16 protein-coding genes are annotated in these 21,622 nt (G+C 67.9%); 10 read left to right on the top strand and 6 right to left on the bottom strand.

All coding sequences use genetic code 11. The features are described from left to right. Positions 1-251 precede the first annotated feature (251 nt). The 3 genes from AC1DQR_RS35870 to AC1DQR_RS35860 form a co-directional block, all read right to left on the bottom strand. The gene (locus AC1DQR_RS35870; protein ID WP_416051449.1) at positions 252-938 is read right to left on the bottom strand and encodes a histidine phosphatase family protein; all 687 of its coding nucleotides are present in this window, start codon (positions 936-938) and stop codon (positions 252-254) included. A gap of 216 nt (positions 939-1,154) precedes the next feature. Then, entirely contained in the window at positions 1,155-2,153 is a 999-nt protein-coding gene (locus AC1DQR_RS35865) for a Bug family tripartite tricarboxylate transporter substrate binding protein (protein WP_477134750.1), read from the bottom strand. Between the two features lie 124 nt (positions 2,154-2,277). Further along, positions 2,278-2,970: a TetR/AcrR family transcriptional regulator gene (locus tag AC1DQR_RS35860; protein WP_416051451.1), complete on the bottom strand. Its 693-nt coding sequence runs from the start codon at positions 2,968-2,970 to the stop codon at positions 2,278-2,280. Positions 2,971-3,126: 156 nt separating this feature from the next. On the opposite strand from AC1DQR_RS35860, the gene AC1DQR_RS35855 reads away from it, so the two are divergent. From AC1DQR_RS35855 to AC1DQR_RS35830, 6 genes are all read left to right on the top strand, one after another. Next, positions 3,127-3,933, top strand: coding sequence for an IclR family transcriptional regulator (locus AC1DQR_RS35855; RefSeq protein ID WP_416051452.1), 807 nt, complete (start codon positions 3,127-3,129; stop codon positions 3,931-3,933). 115 nt (positions 3,934-4,048) lie between these two features. Next, the gene (locus AC1DQR_RS35850; RefSeq protein ID WP_477134749.1) at positions 4,049-6,205 is read left to right on the top strand and encodes an acetate--CoA ligase family protein; all 2,157 of its coding nucleotides are present in this window, start codon (positions 4,049-4,051) and stop codon (positions 6,203-6,205) included. Positions 6,206-6,307: 102 nt separating this feature from the next. Beyond that, complete coding sequence (locus tag AC1DQR_RS35845) at positions 6,308-7,318, top strand: Bug family tripartite tricarboxylate transporter substrate binding protein (protein ID WP_416051454.1); 1,011 nt, start codon at positions 6,308-6,310, stop codon at positions 7,316-7,318. Between the two features lie 26 nt (positions 7,319-7,344). Next, positions 7,345-8,646, top strand: coding sequence for a DUF1254 domain-containing protein (locus AC1DQR_RS35840; protein WP_477134754.1), 1,302 nt, complete (start codon positions 7,345-7,347; stop codon positions 8,644-8,646). A gap of 24 nt (positions 8,647-8,670) precedes the next feature. After that, positions 8,671-10,020, top strand: a complete 1,350-nt coding sequence (locus tag AC1DQR_RS35835) for a DUF1254 domain-containing protein (protein WP_477134748.1) — start codon at positions 8,671-8,673, stop codon at positions 10,018-10,020. After that, on the top strand, positions 10,017-11,015 hold the full coding sequence (locus AC1DQR_RS35830) for a Bug family tripartite tricarboxylate transporter substrate binding protein (RefSeq protein ID WP_477134747.1): 999 nt from the start codon (positions 10,017-10,019) through the stop codon (positions 11,013-11,015). The genes AC1DQR_RS35835 and AC1DQR_RS35830 overlap by 4 nt, the downstream gene beginning before the upstream one ends. A gap of 77 nt (positions 11,016-11,092) precedes the next feature. Here AC1DQR_RS35830 and AC1DQR_RS35825 read toward each other — a convergent pair whose 3' ends face one another. Further along, entirely contained in the window at positions 11,093-11,830 is a 738-nt protein-coding gene (locus AC1DQR_RS35825; protein WP_477134746.1) for a CerR family C-terminal domain-containing protein, read from the bottom strand. 90 nt (positions 11,831-11,920) lie between these two features. On the opposite strand from AC1DQR_RS35825, the gene AC1DQR_RS35820 reads away from it, so the two are divergent. The 4 genes from AC1DQR_RS35820 (at position 11,921) to AC1DQR_RS35805 (ending at position 18,862) form a co-directional block, all read left to right on the top strand. Beyond that, the gene (locus AC1DQR_RS35820; protein ID WP_416051458.1) at positions 11,921-13,078 is read left to right on the top strand and encodes an HlyD family secretion protein; all 1,158 of its coding nucleotides are present in this window, start codon (positions 11,921-11,923) and stop codon (positions 13,076-13,078) included. Positions 13,079-13,082: 4 nt separating this feature from the next. Beyond that, positions 13,083-14,681: a DHA2 family efflux MFS transporter permease subunit gene (locus AC1DQR_RS35815; RefSeq protein WP_477134753.1), complete on the top strand. Its 1,599-nt coding sequence runs from the start codon at positions 13,083-13,085 to the stop codon at positions 14,679-14,681. A 6-nt stretch (positions 14,682-14,687) separates the two neighbouring features. Beyond that, positions 14,688-16,160 carry an efflux transporter outer membrane subunit gene (locus AC1DQR_RS35810; RefSeq protein ID WP_416051459.1) on the top strand — a complete coding sequence of 491 codons (1,473 nt, stop codon included), beginning with the start codon at positions 14,688-14,690 and terminating at the stop codon, positions 16,158-16,160. Positions 16,161-16,534: 374 nt separating this feature from the next. After that, positions 16,535-18,862 (top strand): patatin-like phospholipase family protein, encoded by a 2,328-nt coding sequence (locus AC1DQR_RS35805; protein WP_477134752.1) that lies wholly within the window; start codon positions 16,535-16,537, stop codon positions 18,860-18,862. Here the strand turns inward: AC1DQR_RS35805 and AC1DQR_RS35800 are convergent. Together AC1DQR_RS35800 and AC1DQR_RS35795 are read right to left on the bottom strand one after the other, a co-directional pair. Then, on the bottom strand, positions 18,859-20,094 hold the full coding sequence (locus AC1DQR_RS35800; protein WP_416051460.1) for an alpha/beta fold hydrolase: 1,236 nt from the start codon (positions 20,092-20,094) through the stop codon (positions 18,859-18,861). The two genes, AC1DQR_RS35805 and AC1DQR_RS35800, sit on opposite strands and share 4 nt — an antisense overlap. After that, positions 20,091-21,404 (bottom strand): MASE1 domain-containing protein, encoded by a 1,314-nt coding sequence (locus tag AC1DQR_RS35795; RefSeq protein WP_416051461.1) that lies wholly within the window; start codon positions 21,402-21,404, stop codon positions 20,091-20,093. Before AC1DQR_RS35795 ends, AC1DQR_RS35800 begins: the two co-directional genes overlap by 4 nt. Positions 21,405-21,622 lie beyond the last annotated feature (218 nt).

The following is a 21,622-nucleotide window of genomic DNA, read 5'->3' as shown; positions in this document are numbered from 1 at the left end:
GCCCCACATAAGCCCGATTGCTCTGCACCCGGCAGGGTCGGCTTTCTTCTCGTTAGTCTTCTTTGCCGACGCAAAGAAGAGTGACCGGCAGCCCCCGCAGGGGGATGTCGTATGGCCCTTGGGTACAAAAGCCAACGCCGCTTAAAGAAACAGCAACCCCGCAGGACAATGTCGTACGGCACCTTGGGTGCAAAAGCCAACGCCGCAGAAAAACCGACCAAAATCGCCAGCCAACCCCGGCCCGGCACCCCTCAAGCAAACGTAATAGCATCCCGCCGATCAACCCGATCCAAATGCGGCAAACTATTAAAACTAAGCAACCGCTGCATCCCGCGCCCAGAAATAATCTCGCAAAACGCCGTATTCCGAAACTGCAAATTCAACTCGATCGCAGTCTGCGCCGGCGCACCCAGCAAATCCGCGGTAGCCCGCCCGATCGCCCCGCCGGAACTGACAACCAACACCGCATCCTCCCGCGAAGCCCCTTGCGTGGCATGCAACAAGCTATCGCGGATCCGCCCGCCAAACTCCGCCCATGATTCCGGCATGCCCACCAGCTGATCCAGCGTCCAGGCCTGATACGCCGCGCGGAATGTGCGCCAGTAGTCGTTGTAGTCCGCGTTCTGGTGCGCGCGATGATCCGCCCCGCCGGTATGGCTGCGGTACAGCGCTTCGCCATCGTATTCGTTAAGGCCGAGGTGGGTTTCGATGTTCGTCTGGACCGGCACATCGCCGGTGCCCATGCCGGCCAGGATCTCCAGCGCGGTGTCCTGCTGGCGCACCAGAGAGCCGGCCACCACCCGCTTGAATGCGACGCCGCGCTCGCGGAAGTATTCGCCCAGCCAGCGGGCCTGTTGCCGGCCGGTGTCGGAGAGGCAGTCGTAGTTGGCGGCGCCGAACGAGGCTTGACCGTGCCGTACCAGGAAGAGCGTTGCCATGCGTGATGTCGGCGCCGGTAGGCACCCGGGAAGCGGTAAAAGGGGAATCGGCACGCGAACGCGGGGGCGCCGCGCGGGGTGCAGCCATTGTATGAGTGCCGGGCGCGGCGGCCAAGCTAAGCCGCGCCGGATTCATAGCGGTCATTGCCGCGCTGCATTATCCCGCTGCACTATCACGTTGCACAGCGGCGGGGTCAGTCCAGCCTGAGTCCGGCCTTAGTCCAGCGTGACGCCGGTCTCCGCGGTCAGCTTGAGCACGCCCGGCAGGTAGGCCTTGTAGGCGGCCACGGCTTCTGCCGGCAGGTTGCCGATCGGCTCTGCACCCATGTCCTCGATGCGCTGGCTGATCTCCGGCGTCTTCACCAGTGCGCTCACCTCGCGGCCCAGGCGCTCGACGATGTCGCCGGGCGTGCGTGCCGGGACCAGCAGCGTGATGGGGCCGGTCAGCTTGTACGGCTCGTCGGGATAGCCGGCTTCGGCAAAGGTCGGCACGTCGGGCAAGGCCTTGGCGCGCCGTGTGCCGGTGACGGCCAGCGCTCGCAGCTTGCCGCTGGCGAAGTGTTGCTTGAGCGAGGTTACCGAGCCAACCGTCATGTTGACCTGGCCGGCGAGCAGGTCGCTCACCATCGGGCCTTCGCCGCGATACGGCACGTGCAGGATATCGATGCCGTAGGTTTTGTCTAGGTAGGCCTGGATGGTGTGCGGCTGTGTGCCCGGGCCCCAGGAGCCCATGCGCAGCTTGCCGGGTTCCTTCTTGGCATAAGCGATCAGTTCCGCCACGGTCTTCACCGGCAGCGTGCCGTTGACGGCTAGCACCGTGCGCGCCATGGCGATGTCGGACACCTGGCGCAGGTCGGTGCGCGGGTCGTAGGGCAGCTTCTTGTAGAGGGCGAGATTGGCGGTGATGGGACCGGGGATGGTCAGCAGCAGCGTGTAGCCATCGGGCGCCGACTTGGCCACGTAGTCGGTGCCGATGATGCCGCCGGCGCCGCCCTTGTTCTCCACCACCACGGTTTGTCCCAGCCGCTTGCCCAGGCCTTCGGCCAGCGTGCGCGAGAGCGTGTCGGTGAGGCCGCCGGCCGGGTAGGGCACGATCAGGTGCAGGGGCTTGGCGGGATAGCTGGCTTGCGCCTGGGCTGCCAGCGGCAGCAGTGCCGCGCAGGCGCAGGCCAGCAGGACGGCGGCCTTCCCGCAGAACGGGCTGCGTATTGTCATGTCTTGTCTCCTCGGGGTTTTATAGGATCCGGCGCGCGCTCCGAGCAAAATGCGCGCGCCAATATCGGGTCAGGCTTTGAGACGGGAAAGAACGCGCAGGACCGCGCGTAGTGGCGCTATGGCGTCAGGCCGGCAGCGCCAGGTAGCCGGCCACCAGCCGGGTCATCTCGCCGGGCAGCCGTTCGTCGTCGAGCGGCAGCGGGCCGGCGTCGTTGAGGATGGCATTGACCACGATGCTGAACACGGCTTGCATGGCAAAGCGCACGCGCATCTCCGCCTGCTCCGGCGGCACCGGCATGCGCGGCACCAGCAGCGCCACCATGCGTTCCACCACGGCTTGCCCGCTTTCGCGATGCGGCAGCCACTCTTCCGGGCGGACGGAGGCGTGCTTGAGCGATGCCTTGATCACGCCGCGGTTGGCGTGGCAGCCGACCACCACGTAGCGCATGATTTTTTCCAGCATCACATCGGTGGGCACGTCTTCCCAGCGTTCCACGCGCAGGTAGCGCGCCACGGAATCGCCGGTTTCCTGCATCACCAGCGCGCGCAGGGATTCGAAGAACGCCTGCTTGTCGCGGAAGCGGCCGTAGAAGGCCCCGACCGACACTTCGCAGGCGGAGGCGATCTGGGCAACCGACACCGCGGAGAAATCCCGCTGCGCCAGCAGTTCGCGGCCGGCGTCCAGCAGAGCCTGCTCGGTCTCGCGCGCACGGCGTTGGCGCGGTGGCTGCAGGATCGACGGGGTCGCTACGGTAGGGAATGCGGAAGTCCCCTTGGACGGCTTGGCGGGGGACGCGGCAGAGGACGAGAGGGCCATGTTAATTCCGTATGCGAATTCTGATTCGGTTTTGTGAACCATATGGTTACCACGGCGTTTCGTCAAGAAACGGTCTACATTTCCAATATGTGGAAATACATTCCGTTCTTTGACACAGAAAATGACGCCGCCCACACTGCGGTGCAAGGAGACAAGATGAACACGTCGGTCGAACAGTTCATAGCCGAGCGCAGGAAAGAGGACCCGTCCTTCGGTGGCTTGCTGGCCAAGGGCTTTGCCTTGCTGCGCTGCTTCATCGACGAGCCGCGTCCGCTTGGTAACGGCGAGCTCGCCGAGCGCCTGCAGATGCCACGCGCCACGGTGTCGCGCATCTGCCGCACGCTGTTCGAGCTGGGCTACCTGGATTGGGATCCCAAGCTCGACAAGTATTTCGTCGGCGCCCAGGTGCTGGCCCTGGGTTATCCCTACCTGACCGGGCTGCCGGTGCGTCATGTGGCACGCCCGCTGATGCAGGCACTGGCGGATCGTATCGAAGGCGCCGTATCGATGGGCGTGGCACATCGGCTGGACGTGACCTATCTGCAGAGCTGCACGCATCACGAGGGCACGGCGGCACGCCCCGGCGTGGGCGCGGTGCGCTCGGTGCTGAGCACAGCGATGGGCCGTGCCTTCCTGTGCACGCTTTCCAAGAGCGAGTTCGAGCAACTGATGCAGGCCGCGCGCCACGAGCGCGCCGAGGAGTATGCCGCCTGCTACGACACCATTTGCCACAACGTGGCGCATTACCCCAAGCGTGGCTTTGCCATCAATGAAGGCGACGCCGGCAGCGGCGTGCATGGCGTGGGCGTGTACTCGCGCATCGTCTACCTGAACCGCCCGCTGCTGTTCAACTGCGCGATCGCCGGCTCGCAAATGCGGCGCGGCATGCTGGAAAAGAAGATCGCGCCGCTGCTGATGGAGATGACCCGCACCATCGAATCCATGACGGGCCTGCGGCAATAGCCGGGCCGGCAGAGCAAGGCACACGAAGCTACACGAACGCATACGAAGCCACACACACAGCGCCGGCACAGGCGCAAACAAGACAAGCCACTCAAGGCCATCCGGAGACAACGCCATGCCCAATCTAGATTTCCTGCTGAAACCGCGTTCGGTCGCGGTCATCGGCGCGTCCACGCAGCCCGAGAAGGTGGGCGGCATGCCGATTCGCCTGCTGCGCGAGCTCGGCTACGCCGGGCGTATTTTTCCCGTGCATCCCACCGCCGGCGAGATCCAGGGCTTGCCCGCCTACGCGACGCTGGCCGCGATTGGCCAGCCCGTCGACCTGGCCATCGTGGCGGTGCCGGCGGTGGCGACGGAATCCGTGATGGCGCAACTGGCGCGAAACGGCACGCGCGCCGCGATCTTCTTCACCTCGGGTTTTGCCGAAGTGGGCGATGAGGGCCTGGCCATGCAAGTGGCGCTGGCCGAGAGCGCGCGCCGCCACGGCGTGGCCCTGCTCGGCCCCAATTGCCTGGGCGTGATGAATCTGCGCGAGCGCATGTTTGCCACCTTCTCGCCGATCCCGCTGACTGGCGTGCCGCCTGCGGGCGACGTGGGGCTGGTCAGCCAGAGCGGCGCGTTTGGCGCCTACGCCTTTGCGCTGGCGCGCGAGGCCGGGCTGGGCCTGAGCCATTGGGTGACCACTGGCAACGAGGCCGGCCTGCAGGTGGCCGATGTGATCGAGTGGATGGCGCAGGACAAAGATACCCGCGTGATCCTGGCGTATATGGAAGGCTGCCGCGATGGCGCGCGCTTGCGCCAGGCGCTGGCCGCCGCGCGTGCTGCCGGCAAGCCGGTGGTGATCACCAAGGTGGGCACCACCGAGGCAGGCGCGTGTTCGGCGCAGTCGCACACGGCCAGCCTGGCAGGAGAAGATGCGGTGTATCAGGCGGTGTTCGACGAGTACGGCGTGCATCGTGCCCATACGCTCGAGGACTTCTTCCGCCTCGGCTACACGCTGTCACGCGGGCGCCGGCCGGCGCGCTGGGACAGCCCGAGCGGGTTGATGGCCGACGCGGTGGCGCCGGTGGCCATCGTCACCGTGTCCGGCGGCGTCGGCATCATGATGGCCGATCGCGCCGAAGAGCTTGGCATGCCCATGCCGCCCATGCCCGCGGCAGCCGCCAAGGCGCTGCGCATGAGCATCCCCTTTGCCAGCACCGCCAACCCGATCGATGTGACGGGGCAGGTGGTGGCCCAGCCCGCCGTGCTGCTCGACGCGATGGCCGGCGTGGCCACCTGCGGCGAGTACGGCAGCGTGGTGGCCTTCCTCGCCGGTGGCGCCAACGCGCCGCGTTTGTGGGAAGAACTGCAGCGCACCATCGGCGCGCTGCATGAGGACAAGCGCGCTGCGCCGCTGCTGCTTTCCGGCGTGGTCGACGACGACAAGCGGGCGTGGCTGGAAGCGCATGGCTGCCTGGTGTTCCGCGAACCTGCCCACGCCATCGAGGCCGTGGCCGCGCTGGCCCGCGCGGCAGCGTGGGAAGCCGCCGCAAGCGTGCCAGTTGCCGAGGCCGCGGCGCCGGTCGCCGCGCTCCTGTGCGATGTGCCGGACGATGCCAGCGCGCTGTCGGAGTTCGACGCCATGCGGCTGCTGGCGGACGCCGGTGTGCCAGTGGCCGCGCACGGACTTGCGCGTGACGCTGATGAAGCCGTGGCGCTGGCGCAGCGCATCGGCTACCCGGTGGCGGTAAAGCTGTGCTCGGCACAGGTGCTGCACAAGAGCGACGTAGGCGGCGTGGCGCTCAACCTGACGGACGCCGCCGCGGTACGCAAGGCCTTTGCCGCGATGCAGGCGGCGCTGGCACGTGCCGACGCCAGCCTGCCTTTCGAGGGCGTGCTGGTGGCCCGCATGGTGCGCGGCTGGGGCGAACTGATGGTGGGTGTGCGGCGCGATCCGGTGTTCGGGCTGGTGGTGCTGGCCGGCATCGGCGGCACCGCCGTGGAGATCTTCCGGCAGATGGCCTTCGGCCTGGCGCCGTTGTCGCCCGAGCGCGCCCGCGCCATGCTCGAGCGCAGCCGCGCGGCGGTGCTGTTCGCCGGCCATCGCGGCAACCCGGTGCTGCCGCTGGCACAGGCGGCCGACTTGCTGGTGCGCGTGTCGAAGGTGGCCGCGGCGCTGGGTCCCCGGCTCGACACACTGGAGATCAACCCGTTCATCATCGGCGCCGATGGCGCGGTGGCGGCGGACGCCGTGATCACCTTGCTGCCGGCGGGCGGATCGGGGGCATGACCGCGATGGCGTAGCAAAGAAGCTTGACCCCACCGCGCAACCCGATACCGGCACAGACCGGCAGCGCGGATGGGGAACCACCAGAACTGGAGACAAACCATCATGCATTTGCAAGCTGCAAGGACCGCGCGCGCGCCGGCGGCAGGCGCACTCGCCGTCGTCATGCTGACGGCGCTGGCCGCCACACCGGCGCACGCCGCGCCACCGCAAGCCACGAAATACCCTGAAAAGCCGATCCGCCTGGTGGTGCCCTTTCCGCCGGGCGGCGGCACCGACGTCATCGGGCGGCTGGTGGCCGCCAAGCTGTCGACCGCGCTGGGCGGCACCGTGCTGGTGGAAAACGTGGCGGGCGCCACCGGCACCATCGGCTCGGCCCAGGTGGCGCGCGCCGCGCCGGACGGCTATACGCTGTTGCTCGGCATCTCCGCCACGCATGCCATCGCGCCGGCGATCTTCCCCCGCCTGCCCTACGATCCCGTGCGCGATTTCGTGCCGGTGGGCCGGCTGGCCTACGGCGGCAACGTGCTGGTGGCAGGCCCGGCGTTCACGGGCAAGGACCTGCCAGCGCTGATTGCAGCCGCCAAGCGTCCAGGCGCTGACCTCACCTATGGTTCCTGGGGCCCCGGCTCGGGCGGGCACCTGGCCGGCGAGAGCCTCAACGTCAGCAGCGGCATCCATCTGCGTCACATTCCCTACAAAGGCGTGAGCCCGATGCTGACCGATGTGATGGGCGGCACGTTGCCGGTGGCCATGTCCGACCTGGCCGGCACCTTGCCGTTGATCCGCAGCGGCAAGGTCCGGGCGCTGGCGGTGACCGGCTCGGAGCGCTCGGTGGCGCTGCCCGATGTGCCCACCTTCGCCGAGTCCGGCGTGCCGTTGCGCATCGACAGCTGGTACGCGCTGTTCGCGCCGGCCCGCACGCCGGCCCCCATCCTCGATCGCCTTGAGCGCGCGGTCGACGCCATCATGGCCGAGCCCGCCATGCAGGCGCAGGCCGCCACGCTGGGCATGCGCTTCACCCCGCAGCCGCGCGCCGTCTTTGCCGCCCAGATGCAGGACGACGTCCGCGCCTGGGCCGCCCTTGTCAAGTCGAGCGGCGCCGCCCTCGAATAACCCGCCAGGAGCCAACGCACATGAACATGAACCCTCCCGCCGCCCCCGCCACGCACGCCAGCCCCCAGCAGGCGCTGGTCGCCGGCGCTGCGCTGCCGCTGGTGATCTATGGCTATGCGCTCATCGAGACGCTGCGCACCTGCCGCCTGCAGACCTCGGTTTGCGCCGCCACCGGCTATGGCCGCGCGCCGATGAACACGTTGTCCGCCAGCGAGCGCCAGTGGACGCATGAGGACCGCGACATCGTCACTCCGGCCAACGACCTGCTGTACTTCTGCGGCTGGGTCAACCTGGCCGATGGTCCGGTGACGCTGCGCATTCCGCCGCTGCCCGACGCGGGCCGCTACTACGTGATCGAGCTGCTCGACGTGCACACCAACAACTTCGAGAACCTGGGACCACGCAATGTCGCTGCCGAAGGCGGCGAGTTCGAGCTGGTCGGCCCGGGCCAGAAGGCCAGCGGCGCGCATGCGGTGTCATGCCCGAGCTCGCTGGTCTGGCTGCTCGGCCGTGTGCTGGTGCAGGGGCCGGATGACCTGGCGGTGGCGCGTGACTTTGAGCAGGGCTTCGCGCTGACCCGCACGCCGGGCGCGGCGCGTCCGCGCTGCGTGGACCAGTGGCAAGACAGCGGCCGGCCGGCGCTGGACTTCTTTCACAACCTCTTCAACGCGCTGCGCGAGTTCCCGCCAGCGGCCGAGGAACTGGGCATCCTGACGCTGTTGCGCAAGGCCGGCATCCGGCTGGAAGACGAGACCGATTTCGCGGCGCTGCGCCCGGCCATCGTGGCCGGGCTGGAAAGCGCCTACGCGCAAGGCATGGCGGTGATCGAGGCCCATACCCGCAGCCAGGGCCGCAAGAGCTGGGGCTACAGCCTGAAGCTGGGCATGTACGGCGACGACTGGCTGCAGCGCGCCTGCACCGCGATGAAGGGCCTGGGCGCCCTGCGCGCGGACGAGGCGATCTACGCCATGGCCGATTTCGATGCCGACGGCGCGCCGCTCGATGGCCGTCGCCGTTACGAGCTGCGCTTCGCGCCCGGCATGCTGCCGCCCGCGCAAGCGTTCTGGTCCGTGTCGCTGTACGGCGAGGATCGTTAYTTCAGCGCCAACGAGATCGGCCGCTACGCCGTGGGCGACCGCACGCCGGGCTTGCGCATGGAGGCCGATGGCAGCCTGGTGATTCCCATCTCGCACGCGCGAGCGCAGCAGCAGGAGAACTGGCTGCCCGCGCCTGCCGGCTCGTTCTACCTGATCCTGCGGCTCTACCATCCCGCGCCGTCTTTCCTGCAAGGCCAGTACACCATCCCGGCCGTGCGCCGCATCGATTGAGCCTACCAAGTTATGGAAACCAACATGCACCAGACCATATCCGCCGTGCCCGCCGCGCCCGCCCTCGACGCCATCCGTTACACGCTGCCCCTCTACGAAATGGCACGCATGCGCGCCGCCACCTGCCCGCGCCGCAATAGCGCCGGAGTGTTTGCCGCGCAGCAGCCGGATGCCCCGGTGCGCTGGATCAATCATTTCATTCACACGCGCCAGCTGCTTGGCCCGCAGCATCGCCAGGTGGTCACGCCCAATAACGACACGCTCTACAGCAACGCGTGGATGGACCTGTCGCAAGGGCCGCTGCTGCTGGATGTGCCCGACAGCTTGGGCCGCTACTATGTGCTTGGCCTGCTCGATTTCTATACCAATCCCTTTGGCTATATCGGCACCCGCACCACGGGCAACGGGCGCGGCCGCCTCTTGCTGCATGGCCCGCGCTGGCAGGGCGACGTGCCGGCGGGCGCCACCGCCATCGCCTGCCCCACGGATGCGGTGTGGCTGCTCGGCCGCGTGCTGGTGGATGGCGAAGCCGACCTGCCGGCCGTGCACGCGCTGCAGGACCAGTTCCGCCTGAGCACGCTGGCCGGGGCGAGTGCCGCGCGGGCCTTCGATGTGCGCATGCAGCCTGGCGAGCATCTGGGCGATCCGCGCCRCTATGCCGAGGTGGTCAACCAGGCGCTGCGCGAGAACCCGCCGCCGCCGGCTGAGGCAGCGCTGGTGGCAGGCTTTGCGCCTTTTGGCATTGGCGCGGATTGCGATGCGGCCGCGCTTGGCGACGATGCGCTTGCCCGCCTGGGCGACGCCATTCAGGCCGTGCTTGCCGAACTGGCGACGCCGCTGCCGTCCGATCTCGGCGGCGGCTGGACCCTCCCGGTGGAAATCCGCGAATCGTTCGGCACGCGTTTCGCCGAGCGCGCGCTGGTGGCGCGCAACTATATCGGCGCGCTTGGCGTGCAAGAGGCGATGTACGTGATGGCCGACCGCGACAGCGAAGGCGCGCCGCTCGATGGCCGCGTCGGCTACGAACTGGTCTTCCCGGCCGACGCGCTGCCGCAGGTGGGCGCGTTCTGGTCGCTCACCATGTATGACAAGGCCGACTGCATGCTGGTCGATAACGTGCTGGGGCGCTATTCGCTGGGCGACCGCTCGCCGAGCCTGCGCTACGCGCCGGACGGCAGCCTGCGGCTGCGCCTGTCGGCCACGCCGCCGGCCGAGCCGGCGGACGAAGGCAACTGGCTGCCAGCGCCCGCCGGCCCGTTCTACGTGACGTTGCGGCTCTACGTGCCCCAGCCCGCGCATCTCGACAAGACCTTTGTCTATCCGCCGATCCGCCCGCTGGCGGGTGCTGCCGCTTCGGTCAAGGAGCGGTCATGACACTGAACTCGCACAAGCGCAGGCAAGTGCTGCGCCTGGCCGGCAACGCCGTGCTGTTGGCCGCGGGCTGCGGTGCGCTGGCGCCGGTGCAGGCCGAGGAATTTCCGTCGCATCCGGTGCGCCTGGTATCGCCCTACGGCCCGGGCGGCTCCAACGACATCTCGGCGCGCCTGCTCAGCGAGGGGCTCAGCCGCAAGTACAAGCAGCAGTTCGTGGTGGAGAACAAGCCCGGCGCTGGCACGCGCGTGGCCAACGAGCAGATCGCGCGCGCCACGCCGGACGGCTACACCCTGTTGTGGGCGGCGGCGCCGTTTGCCATCAACGCGGCGGCAGGGCTATCCCAGCATTACGACATCCACAAGGACTTCGTGGCAGTAGGGCCACGCGTGCTCGGGCCGATATTCCTGATCGTCAACGCCGATTCGCCGGTGCGCACGGTGGCGGATTTCGTGCGCATGGCGCGTGATAAGAAGGACGGCGTGACATTCGCCTCGCCGGGCATCGGCTCGGGGCCGCACCTGACCGCCGAGCTCTTCGCCGCCCAGGCGAGATTCAAGGGCCTCAACGTGCATTACCGCGGCGACTCCACGGCCTACACCGAGTTGCTTGCGGGGCGGGTCGACGCGACGTTGACCGCCATCACCACCGCGCTGCCATTTATCAAGGCCGGCAAGCTGCGCGTGATCGCGGTGTCCGCCGAGCAGCGCACGCCGGTGTATCCGGACGCGCCCACGTTCGGCGAGCAAGGCTATCCCGGCGTGGTGGGTTACGGCTGGTTCGGGCTGATGGCGCCGGCGGGCACGCCGCCGGCCATCGTGCAGCAGCTCAACCGGGACGCCAACGCGGTGCTGGCCGATGCGCAGACCCGCAGCAAGCTGATCGGCCTCGGGCTGCAGCCGGAGGCGGGCGACAGTGCATCGTTCGCGCGCTTCGTCGATGCCGAGGTGGCCAAATGGGGGCCATTGATCAAATCGGCGGGGATCAAGCTGGAATAGATAGGGTATCGCGCGGCGTTTGTTCCCGGCTTTCGCTGCAGGCTTTCGCGCAATCGCCTGCCCGCTGCCTGCCAGTTTTAGTCGCGGGCGGCGCCTTGCTGCGCGTCGCGCGCCGCGACAAAGGCCAGCAGCAGCACCCTCGTCTGCTCGAAAATCACGTCCCCAAGCTGGGCCATTTCTTTAGGGCCAATCGTTTCCCATTCGAGGGCGCTGAGCACGTTCCGGCGAAACATGCGGAACACGGCAACCTGGCTGTCTATCGCGATGGTCCGGATCTTGGTCACATCATCGGTCGGCTTGCGTCCGGTCAGCCGGCCGATGATCGACGCGGTCACGGGGAACAAGCGGCGGTTGAGGCGTTCGTCGATCACCGCGAAGGCCGACGGCGGACCAAGGCCCGCGCGTTCGCGCGCCATGAAGAGTTGCCAGTCGCGCGCCTCGGGTGAGTCGCTCAGGAACGAGACGAAGCAGCCCTGGAGTCCCATGTAGGCCTCGATCAAGTCCGAGTCATCGGCGTCGGGGTTGGCCAATGTCGCTTGCGCCGCGCTCACCGGCGCGGCCAGGTACTCCCAGACGCGTGCGACGAAGTGCTCCACGCAGGCAATGTAGACCCCTTCCTTGTTGTCGAAGTAGTACTGCAGCGCAGGCGCATTGACGCCGGCCTCTTTCGCGATGTCGCGCGTCGACGCCCCCTCGAATCCCCGTTCCCCGAAGAGTCGTAGCGCCGCCTCGACGATGCGCAGGCGCGTTTCCTCGCCTCGCTGGTAGCCGCCTTCGGCGGCCGGTCGGTGTCGTGCCATGGGATTCGTCGCCATCCTTGAGATCGTGCCAGGGGATAAATATATCACTTGACACAATTTGTCCGACTGGAATAATTGTGCCGATTGGAATAATTTGGAGCCCCCATGTCTACCGCCGCGCCCGCCGATTCGCCCGCCGACCCTCTGTTGCGAGGCGAAGCCACGTCAACCCAAGCGAAGCCTGCGGTGCGCCAGCGCCGCCGCATGGTGCTGCTTTTCCTGGCTGGCAGCGTGCTGGCGGGGGCGGCGGCCTGGGGCGGGCACTGGTGGACGGTGGGCCGCTTTATGGAAACCACCGACGACGCCTATCTGCAGGCCGACAGCGTGACGGTGGCGCCGAAGGTGAGCGGCTATGTGGCTGAAGTCCTGGTGCGCGATAACCAGGCAGTCGTCGTTGGGCAGGCGTTGGCAAGGCTCGACAGCCGTCAGTACCAGGCAGCGCTGGACGAGGCCACGGCGACCGTCGCCTCGCGCCAGGCCGACGTGGCGCGTAGCGAGGCGGACCTTGCGCAGCAGCAGGCCACCATCGCGCAGGCCCGGGCCGAACTCGACGGAGCGCGGGCCAATGTGCGCTACGCGGCATCGCAGGTGGATCGTTATGCGCCGCTGGTCAAGTCTGGCGCCGAGACGGAGGAGCGGACCGCGGAGTTGCGCAACGCGCAGACACGTGCCGCCACGACGCAGCAAGCGAACGAGGCCGCCTTGCGCGCGGCCCAGAGCCAGACGCTCACGCTGCAGGCAAAGCTGCAGCAGGCACGCGCGCAACTGGCGGTGGCCGAGGCGAGCGCGCGCCGCGCCCAGCTCGACCTGCAGGATACGTTGGTGCGCAGCACCCTGGCCGGCCGCGTCGCGGATCGCGCCGTGCGCGTCGGGCAGTTCGCGCAGCCGGGCACGCGCCTGCTGACGATCGTGCCGCTGCAGGATCTCTACCTGAGCGCCAACTTCAAGGAAACGCAGGTCGGCCACATGATGCCGGGCCAGCCCGTGACAATCCATGTCGACGCGCTGCCGGATGCCGATCTGCACGGCACTGTCGAAAGCCTTTCGCCCGGCACGGGCTCCCAGTTCGCCCTGCTGCCCGCCCAGAACGCCACGGGTAATTTCACCAAGATCGTGCAGCGCGTGCCGGTGCGCATTCACCTGGATATGTCGGGCGAGGCGCGCAGGGCGCTGGTGCCGGGGCTGTCGGTAACGGTAGAGGTCGACACGCGCCACGCGGCGCCCACGCACGCGCACGCTGCGGCCGGGGGCGCGCGTGGCTAAGGCGCTGCGGTCCGGTGCCGGCGTGTCCGGGGGCAACCCGGCATCCGCGCCCGCAGTGCCCAACGCTTCCACCGCCGACTGGATCGCGGTTGCGGCCGGCGCGCTCGGCGCGCTGCTCGCCACGCTCGATATCTCGATCACCAACTCGGCGTTGCCGCAGATCCAGGGGCAGATTGGCGCCGCGGGCACGGAGGGCACGTGGATCTCCACGGGCTACCTGATGTCGGAGATCGTGATCATCCCGCTGGCCGCGTGGCTCACGCGCGTGTTCGGGCTGCGGCGCTTCCTGATGTGGAACGCGATCCTCTTCACCGCGTTCTCGATGATGTGCGGGCTATCCCACAGCCTGGCCGCGATGGTCATCGGCCGCATTGGCCAAGGCTTCGCCGGCGGCGCCATGATCCCGACCGCGCAGACCATCATTCGCACGCGCTTGCCCCGGCACCAGATGCCGATCGGCATGTCGGCGTTCGGCCTGATCGTCCTGCTCGGCCCATTGCTCGGCCCGGTGGTTGGCGGCTGGCTGACCGAGAACGCTGACTGGCGCTGGTGTTTTTTCCTGAACCTGCCGATCTCGGTGGCGCTGGTGACGCTGCTCTATCTTGGCCTGAAGCCGGAGCGCGCGAACCTGCAGGCGTTCGTCAAGGCGGACTGGCTTGGCATCGCGGGGCTGGCCATCGGCCTGAGCTCGCTCACGGTGGTGCTGGAGGAGGGGCAGCGCGAGCGCTGGTTTGAATCGCCGACGATCGCATGGCTATCGCTGCTTTCCGCGGTCGGCATCCTGATGATGGTCGTTGGCCAGTTCACGGCGAAGACGCCGATCGTGCGGCTGCGGCTGCTGCTCAACAAAAACTACGCCAGCGTCATCCTGATTGTCTCGACGGTCGGCGCCGGGCTCTACGGTGTGTCCTACCTGCTGCCGCAGTTCCTCGCCACCATCGCTGGATACAACGCGGAGCAGGCGGGCTCGATCATGCTGCTCTCCGGACTTCCTGCATTCCTGATGATGCCGATCCTGCCCCGCATGCTTGGCAAGTTCGATAGCCGTTGGCTCGTGATCACCGGGTTGTTGTGTTTCTTCGGCAGCTGCATGCTGGATATCTCGCTCACCACGCAAAGCGTCGGGCACGACTTCATCGGCTCGCAGATCCTGCGCGGCTTCGGGCAGATCCTGGCGATGATGCCGCTCAACCAGGCATCGATGGCGGCTGTCGCCACCCATGAGGCGGGTGACGCGGCTGGCTTGTACAACATGGCCCGCAACCTGGGCGGCTCGGTCGGGCTCGCGCTGCTCGGCACGCTGATCGACCGCCGCAATACGTATCACGACGCCGTGATCCGTGAGTCGGTCAGCGCCAACAGCGCGATCGGACAGGAGCACATCTCGTCCAGCGCGGCGGGCTTCTTCGCGCAGCATGGCGATATGGCGCATGCGAAGCTCCAGGCCATGGCACAGATGGCCGGGGAGATCGCCAGGCAGGCGGCCGTCATCACCTTCTCCGAGACCTTCTTTGTGCTGGGCATCGCGCTGCTGCTATGCGTGCCGCTGGCCTTCCTTCTCAAGCAACCGGGTGCCGGCACGCCGGTGTCCTCTGGCCATTGATCGATCATGCACGACATCAAATCGAATCCGCTGACGGGCCCTGGGCGGCTGCGCACGGTCTCCCTCAGTGCCGCGCTGGCGTTTGCCATGACTGGCTGCGCGGTCGGGCCTGACTATCAAGGCGCGCCTGAAGTCGCGGCCGACGCCATGCGCGCCACGGCATTTCCCCATGCACCGCAAAGTACGGAGCCGGCCGCGCCGCGCGTCGCAACCTGGTGGCGCGCGCTGGGCGATCCCCAACTGGATGCACTCATAGAAACCGCATTGGCGCATAGCCCGGACATTCGTGCGGCGCAGGCCAGCGTGCGGCAGGCGCGTGCCGGCCTGCGCGGGCAGCAGGCCGATGCGCTCCCCAAGGTGGGGGCAACCGCCGCCACACTGCGCACGCGCTCGCCGAATTTGTCGTCGCTTTCCGGTGGCGCGACGTCGGGCGGCCGCGGACCATTGGCGCTCTATCTTGCCAACTTCGATGCCAGTTGGGAGATCGATCTGTTTGGCGGGACGCGGCGTGCCATCGAGGCGGCCGCGGCGCAGGCGGACGCTTCCGCGGAACAGCTCGCGGACGCCCACGTGCAACTGGCGGCCGAGGTCGCCCAAGCCTATGTCGGCCTGCGCGAGCAGCAGGCGCGCCTGACGCACCTGCGCGCCTCGGAAAAGCTGGAAGCCGACATGCTGGAGCTGACGCAGCAACGGCGCGAACGCGGGGTGGCATCGGAGCTGGAAGTGGAGCGGCTCCTGACCCAGGTGGAGGGCACCCGCTCGCAGATCGCGCCCATCGAGGCGCAGATCACGGGGTCGTTCGATGAACTCGCCGTACTCACGGGGCGCGCCCCCGGCGCACTGGATGGCGAACTCGGCCCGCAACGGCCACTGCCCACGTTGCCGGCTACGGTGTCCGTCGGCAATCCAGCCGCATTGCTTAAGGCGCGGCCGGACATCCGCGCGGCGGAGCGTACCCTGGCCTCGCAGAACGCGCAGATCGGCGCTCGCAAGGCTGACTGGTTCCCCAAGCTGTCGCTGTTCGGCTCCCTGGGCTACAGCGCGATGGACCCCGGTCACCTGGTCCGCAAGGACAACGCCACCTGGCTCGCCTTGCCGCGGCTGCAGTGGAACGCGCTGGATTTCGGCCGGGTTGCCGCCAGCGTGGACGGTGCGCAGGCAGGACGCGACAATGCCGAGGCAACGTACGAGAGCGTGGTCCTGAAGGCGCTGCGCGATGCCGATGTGGCCTTGTCCCGCTACGGGCACCAGCGGGAGAACGTGGTCCTGCTGCGCCGGGTGGAAGCGTCCGCCGAGCGCGCCGCCGTGCTGACCCAGCAGCGCTACCGCGCCGGTACGGCCAGCATGCTTGACTGGCTGGATGTCGAGCGCACCCGTGTACGTGCGCAGCAGGATCGGATCGCCGGCGATGCCAACCTGATCAAGGACTTCGTGTCGTTGCAAAAGGCACTGGGGCTGGGTTGGCAGAACGAGGGCTAGGACGGACGGCGGCCGTGGCGTTTCAGTCCGCCACGTTCCCTTTGTTGTATTCAGCATACGTTTACCCACCCTGGCAAATTGTGGATCAAACTGCTCTGCGCCGAGGGTTTGCACGGATAACCCGCGCGGCCGCTTGGCGCACGGGGCAGCGACAGCCCCGCAGGTTAGGCAACCGGCACTCCGCCGGTGCATGCGCCGCTGTTCAAGGACGGGCAATTGCCCTATCGTGACGACCTTCCCCGCCAACTCTGCGCGGCGATTTCATCGTCTTGTCCCGTCTTGCCGCGGTTTGTCCAGGTTTGTCCATGTCCCGCTCTCTTTCACGCATCGCGCGCCGCTTGCGCTCGCTGGTGTCCGGTTGTCAGGTGCTGCCGATGCTGCTCGCATTGGCGGCGCCAGCCTTGGCACCGCAGCCCGCCAGGGCCGCGGATCACCCTGTGCAGCCGGCCAGGCAATCCGCCGCTGACGTTGCGACGGACGTTGCCACCGACGTTGCCGAGGAAGCCGTTCCGCCAATGGTGCCGGGCAAGCGAGCGCGCGTGTGCCTGGTGCTGTCCGGGGGCGGTGCGCGCGGCTATGCGCATATCGGCGTGATCCGGGCGCTGGAGAAAATGCACGTGCCGATCGACTGCATCGCGGCTACCAGCATGGGTGCCGTGGTGGGTGGCTTATACGCCAGCGGTTTGTCGGCGGGCGAGCTGGAGGCCAAGCTGTCGCATACCAACCTGAGCGATATCGCCTTCGACCGCAACGAACGCGCCGAGTTGCCGCAGGCGCAGCGCGAGGATGACCTCCAATATCCAATCGGCATTTCGGCCGGCTACGGTGACGGCAAGATCAAGCTTCCCACCGGCCTGGTCCAAGGCAACCGCCTGCTGGCGCTGCTACAGAACCTGACCCCGCATCTGCCGGCTGACGGCGCCTTCGACAAGCTGCCGACGCCGTTTCGCACCATCGCCACCGACCTGGGCACCGGCGCCCCTGTCGTGCTGGACCACGGCTCGCTGCCGCGCGCCATCCGCGCCAGCGTGGCCGTGCCGGGCTTGTTCGCGCCGATCAAGGTGAACGGGCGCGTGCTGGTCGATGGCGGGCTGGTCAGCAACCTGCCGGTGCAGCTTGCGCGCGACATGGGCGCCGACGTGATCATCGCGGTCAATATCGCCTCGCCGCTGGATGACCCCGCCAGCCTGGACTCGCCGGCGGCGGTGACGCAGCAGATGGTCACCATCCTGACCAACCAGAACGTGGCCACGCAAAAGGCGCTGCTCAAGCCGGGCGACGTGTTGATCGAGCCCCAGTTGGGTGACTTGTCCTTCACCGACTTCTCGCGCGCCAACGACGGCATCCAGGGCGGCTGGAACGCGGTCTTGGCGGCCGAGCCCAAGCTTGCGTCGCTGACGCTGCCGGCGGACGCCTGGCAAAGCTACCTGGCGGCGCGCAAGGGCAGCCAGGCGGTGGCCGGCCCGCTGCGCATCGACGGTATCCAGATCCGGTCGGAAGGCCGGATCCCGGCCAGCTTCGTGCGCAAATACCTGGGCGTGAACGAGGGGGACACCTACGACGCAGTCACGCTCAACCGCGAGATGGCGCAGCTCTCCACCTCGGGCGATTTCGAGAGCGTGACGCAGGAGCTGGTCACGGAAGACGGGCGCAATGTGCTGAAGGTCGAGGCGCAGCAGAAATCCTGGGGCCCGCAGTTCCTGCTGTTCGGCTTCGGCGTGTCCAACACCTTCAATGGCCAGGGCGGGTTCAACCTGCAACTGGGGCATCGCTATCCGTGGATCACGCCCGGCGGGCTGGAATGGCGCAATGACATCGTGCTGGGCAGCACCCAGGCCAAGTGGCACACCGAGCTGCGCCAGCCGGTATTCGACCGGCTTGGCTTCTATGTCGCGCCCTATGTGGAATACGGGCGCAAGCGCGTCGATCTCTATGGCGACACCGCGCCCAACCGCAATACCGACCCGATCACCGCCTTTCGGATCGACACGGCCGTCGCGGGCCTGGACCTGGGTGTGCCGCTGGGCCGGCTGGGCGAGTTCCGGGCGGGCGTGAACTACCAGCAGGTCAACTACTCGGCCGTCTATAACCTGCCCATCGGTACCGGCCGGCTATTCTCCCAGGCCCGTGTGCGCCAGCCCACCATGCGTGCCCAACTCACCATCGACCAGCTCGACGATCCGCTCTTCCCGCGCACCGGCTACTATCTGCTGGCGACCAACGAGCTGGCCTTCGGCGGCACCGACAATCGCTTCAACGATGCCCATGCCAAGGCGCTCTGGGCCACCAGCTACGGCCGCCACACGCTGAACCTGGCGGCGGAGGCCGCGGCCACCTATGGCGATCACCGCAGCGACAACAGCGTCAGCGGCGGGCTGGGCTTCACGTTGGGCGGCTTCCAGCATCTTTCCGCTTACGCGCAGGACCAGTTCTCCGGCAACTACCTGCTGTACGGGCGCATGACGTACCTGAACGACCTGCGCGAGTTCATCCTGCCCGGGCTGCGCACCACCGTGGTGGGCGCCAGCCTGGAGGCTGGCGACGTCTGGCTGCGGCGCAAGAACTTTGGCAACGGGCCGTTCAAGACCAGCGCCAGCCTGTTCATCGGCGGCAACAGCGCCATTGGCCCGCTGTACTTCGGCTTTGCCGCAGCGCCGAACGGGGTGTGGAACCTGTACCTGCAGCTGGGCCGCGTGTTCTAGCCCGCGGGCGCCGGCAGGGGCTCGGTGGCGCTCACCGCGTTGTCGGCGCTGTCGGCCGGCCGGAAGGTCACCGCGGAGATGCGCCCGTTGCGCATGCGCAGGGTTTGCGTGCCCTGGCTGTGCCGGGCCTCGCCGTTCATGACGGAGGAGGCCGAGACGTCGATCTGCGCGGTGGCGCCCTCGATGCGCGGCGGTGCGGTGATGGCGATGCGTACCGTCTTGCCGGCGATTGCCTCCAGCTTGGCAAACATGCCGATGACGGCGTCGCGGTCGTCATAGCTTCCCGCCAGCGGATGCTCGCCCTGGTGGCGCCAGCGCACGCCGGGCTCCAGCAGCGGGAACAGCGCTTCGAACTGTCCGCTGGTGAGGGCCTGCTGGTATTCGTTCACCACGGCGGCGACGGCTTCCTCGGTCATCGGCACTTCCACCCTGGCCCGCGCCGGGCGGCGCGCCTGCGCCGGGTCGAAGCCAAGGAACTCGAGCACGTTGCTGACCACCTGCTCGCGGTCGTTGTCCACGCAGATCATGTGATAGCTGTTTTCCACTACCACCTTGCGCACGTCCGGGACCGTGGCTTCCAGGAAGTCGGCCGAACGCAGGCTGGTCAGCTCGTCCTCGCGCGCGTTCACCACCAGCGTGGGGCAGGCGATGCGGTGGGCGCCGTTGAGCACCCAGCCGCGCAGCCGGTCCACCTGCCGGATGCAGGCCAGCGGCACCCAGCGGTAGTGGAAATTGTCGCCGCGTTCGAACTTGGCTTTGACGATGGCGCGCACCAGGTCGTTCTTGATGCCGAATGGCTCGTCTTCCTCAACCCGCATGCGCGCTGGCAGCGTAGGGATGTGATAGACCAGGTGCCGCAGCGCGCGGTACCAGGGCGTGGACCAGCCGTCGATGTAGACCGGGGCCGCCAGCGCGATCAGCCGGCCCTTGGTGTGCTGGCGGCGCTCGGCCAGCGCCAGGGCCAGAAGCCCGCCCAGGCACATGCCCATGATGTGAAAGGTCTCGTACTGCCCGGCCAGCTCATCGTATGCCTGCGTGACGGTATCGAGCCATTGCTCTGCCCGCACGGGCACCAGGTCCTCGGGCGTGCCTGCGTGTCCTGGCAGCGTCACCGCGTGGGTTTCCACCCCGGCGCGCCGCAGGGCCTTGTGCATCGGGCCGAGGTCGAACTGCGTACCGCCCAAGCCGTGGATGAGCAGGGCCCCCGTGCCGCTGCCCTTGAGAGCCGTCATGCTGCGTCGCGCTCCTCGATCACGGCCGCGCCTTGCAGGCGCCATGCGCCGGCAATGACCGCCACGGTCTCGTCGCCGTCCAGCAGCGGGCTGCTCATATCCAGCACCATGGTGCAGTCGCCCGCGGGCAGCATCAGGCGAAAGAGCAGGTCGGTGCGGACTGCGCTACCCCCGTCGCCACCCCCGTCGCCGTCGCTCTCGCGCAGCCAGCGGTCGCGCACCCGGGACCGGTCGTCGGCATGCACGTGAGCCAGTACATTGTCGAGATTGCCGAAGGTATCTTCTCGTACCCCCAGCGAGCGCTCCACGTCGCCGCTCCAGCGCAGCGTGCCACTGCGCGGGTCCAGGCAATAGACCAGCTGGCCGCTGGCCGCGAGTGCCAGCTTGACATCGTTCTGGCGCTGCGCCGACTGCAGGTGCAGTTGCTCGCGGCTGGTGCGCAGCGTGCTGATCAGCAGCGTCAGCAAGGCGGCCACGGCCAGGTATAGCTGGGCCTCCATCAGCGAGCGGCCATGGTGGGCCGCGCTTTCGGCGAACGGGCCATCGCCCTGGCCGGTATTGACCAGCACGAACAGCGCCAGGATCGCCACCGCCACGGAGCCGCCCCGGCCCCCCCACAGCAGTGTCACCACCGCGGCGAAGAACAGGGGGATATAGGTCAGCGCAAACACCACGCCGGCAGGCAGCGGGCCCAGGCTCTTGTTGTCGAAGATAAAGAAGGTGGTCAGCACCAGCGCGGCGAACGCGCCCAGGCCGAACAGGAAATCGCCGCCGCTCATGCCCCCTGAGCGCATGGCGCGAAAGCGCGACCAGCCCGCCAGCACCGGCGTGACGATCAGCACGCCCACCAGGTCGGCCGCGGCCCAGACGCGCGCGGTGCGCCAGAACGGCACGTCCTGCATGATCGTGAACCAGCCCGCGCCCACCGCGGCGCTGGCTGCGCTGCTGACCACCCCGGCGATCAGCAAGCCGCGCACGAAGGCCAGCCCTTCGAGCGAGAAGTGCGTGCGCCTGACCAGCGCCACGCCCACCGCCGCAAAACCGATCTCGTCGAGCGAGAACARCATCAGGCGCAGCGTGTCGCGCCCCTCCACCCAGCCCAGCAGCATCTGCGCGGCGAAGAACGCCAGCCCTACCGGCAGCCAGCGCGGCATCGGCGTCAGCATGAACGCGGCCACGGTCACGCCGGCCGGCAGCCAGATATAGCCAGTGGCGGAGAACGGGCCGTTGAGCTTGTGCGAGATGTAGCCGGAGCAGAAGTACAGTGCCGCCCACAAAAACAGGACGACGGCTCGGTTGGTTGGTTTCACGTTGGCTTTCCTTGGCTGATGCCCGGGCACGGATGCGAGGCCGGCGCGCAGCGGCCAGCCGTTATCTGAACGCGCCAGGCCGGCAAGCGGCTGACGCAATGGCGCGGCCGGGCAAGGGCATCATAAGCCTGCACAGGGATTTCTAGCATGGCGCCATGTAATAAAATCGTCACAATTAAGGGTGTTCGCGGGTGTCCGGCCACGAGCCCGGCCAGGAC

The organism is Cupriavidus sp. 05L411 (assembly GCF_056398045.1).
Note: the sequence above shows the minus strand (reverse complement) of the source record. Positions and strands in the feature narration are given on the sequence as shown.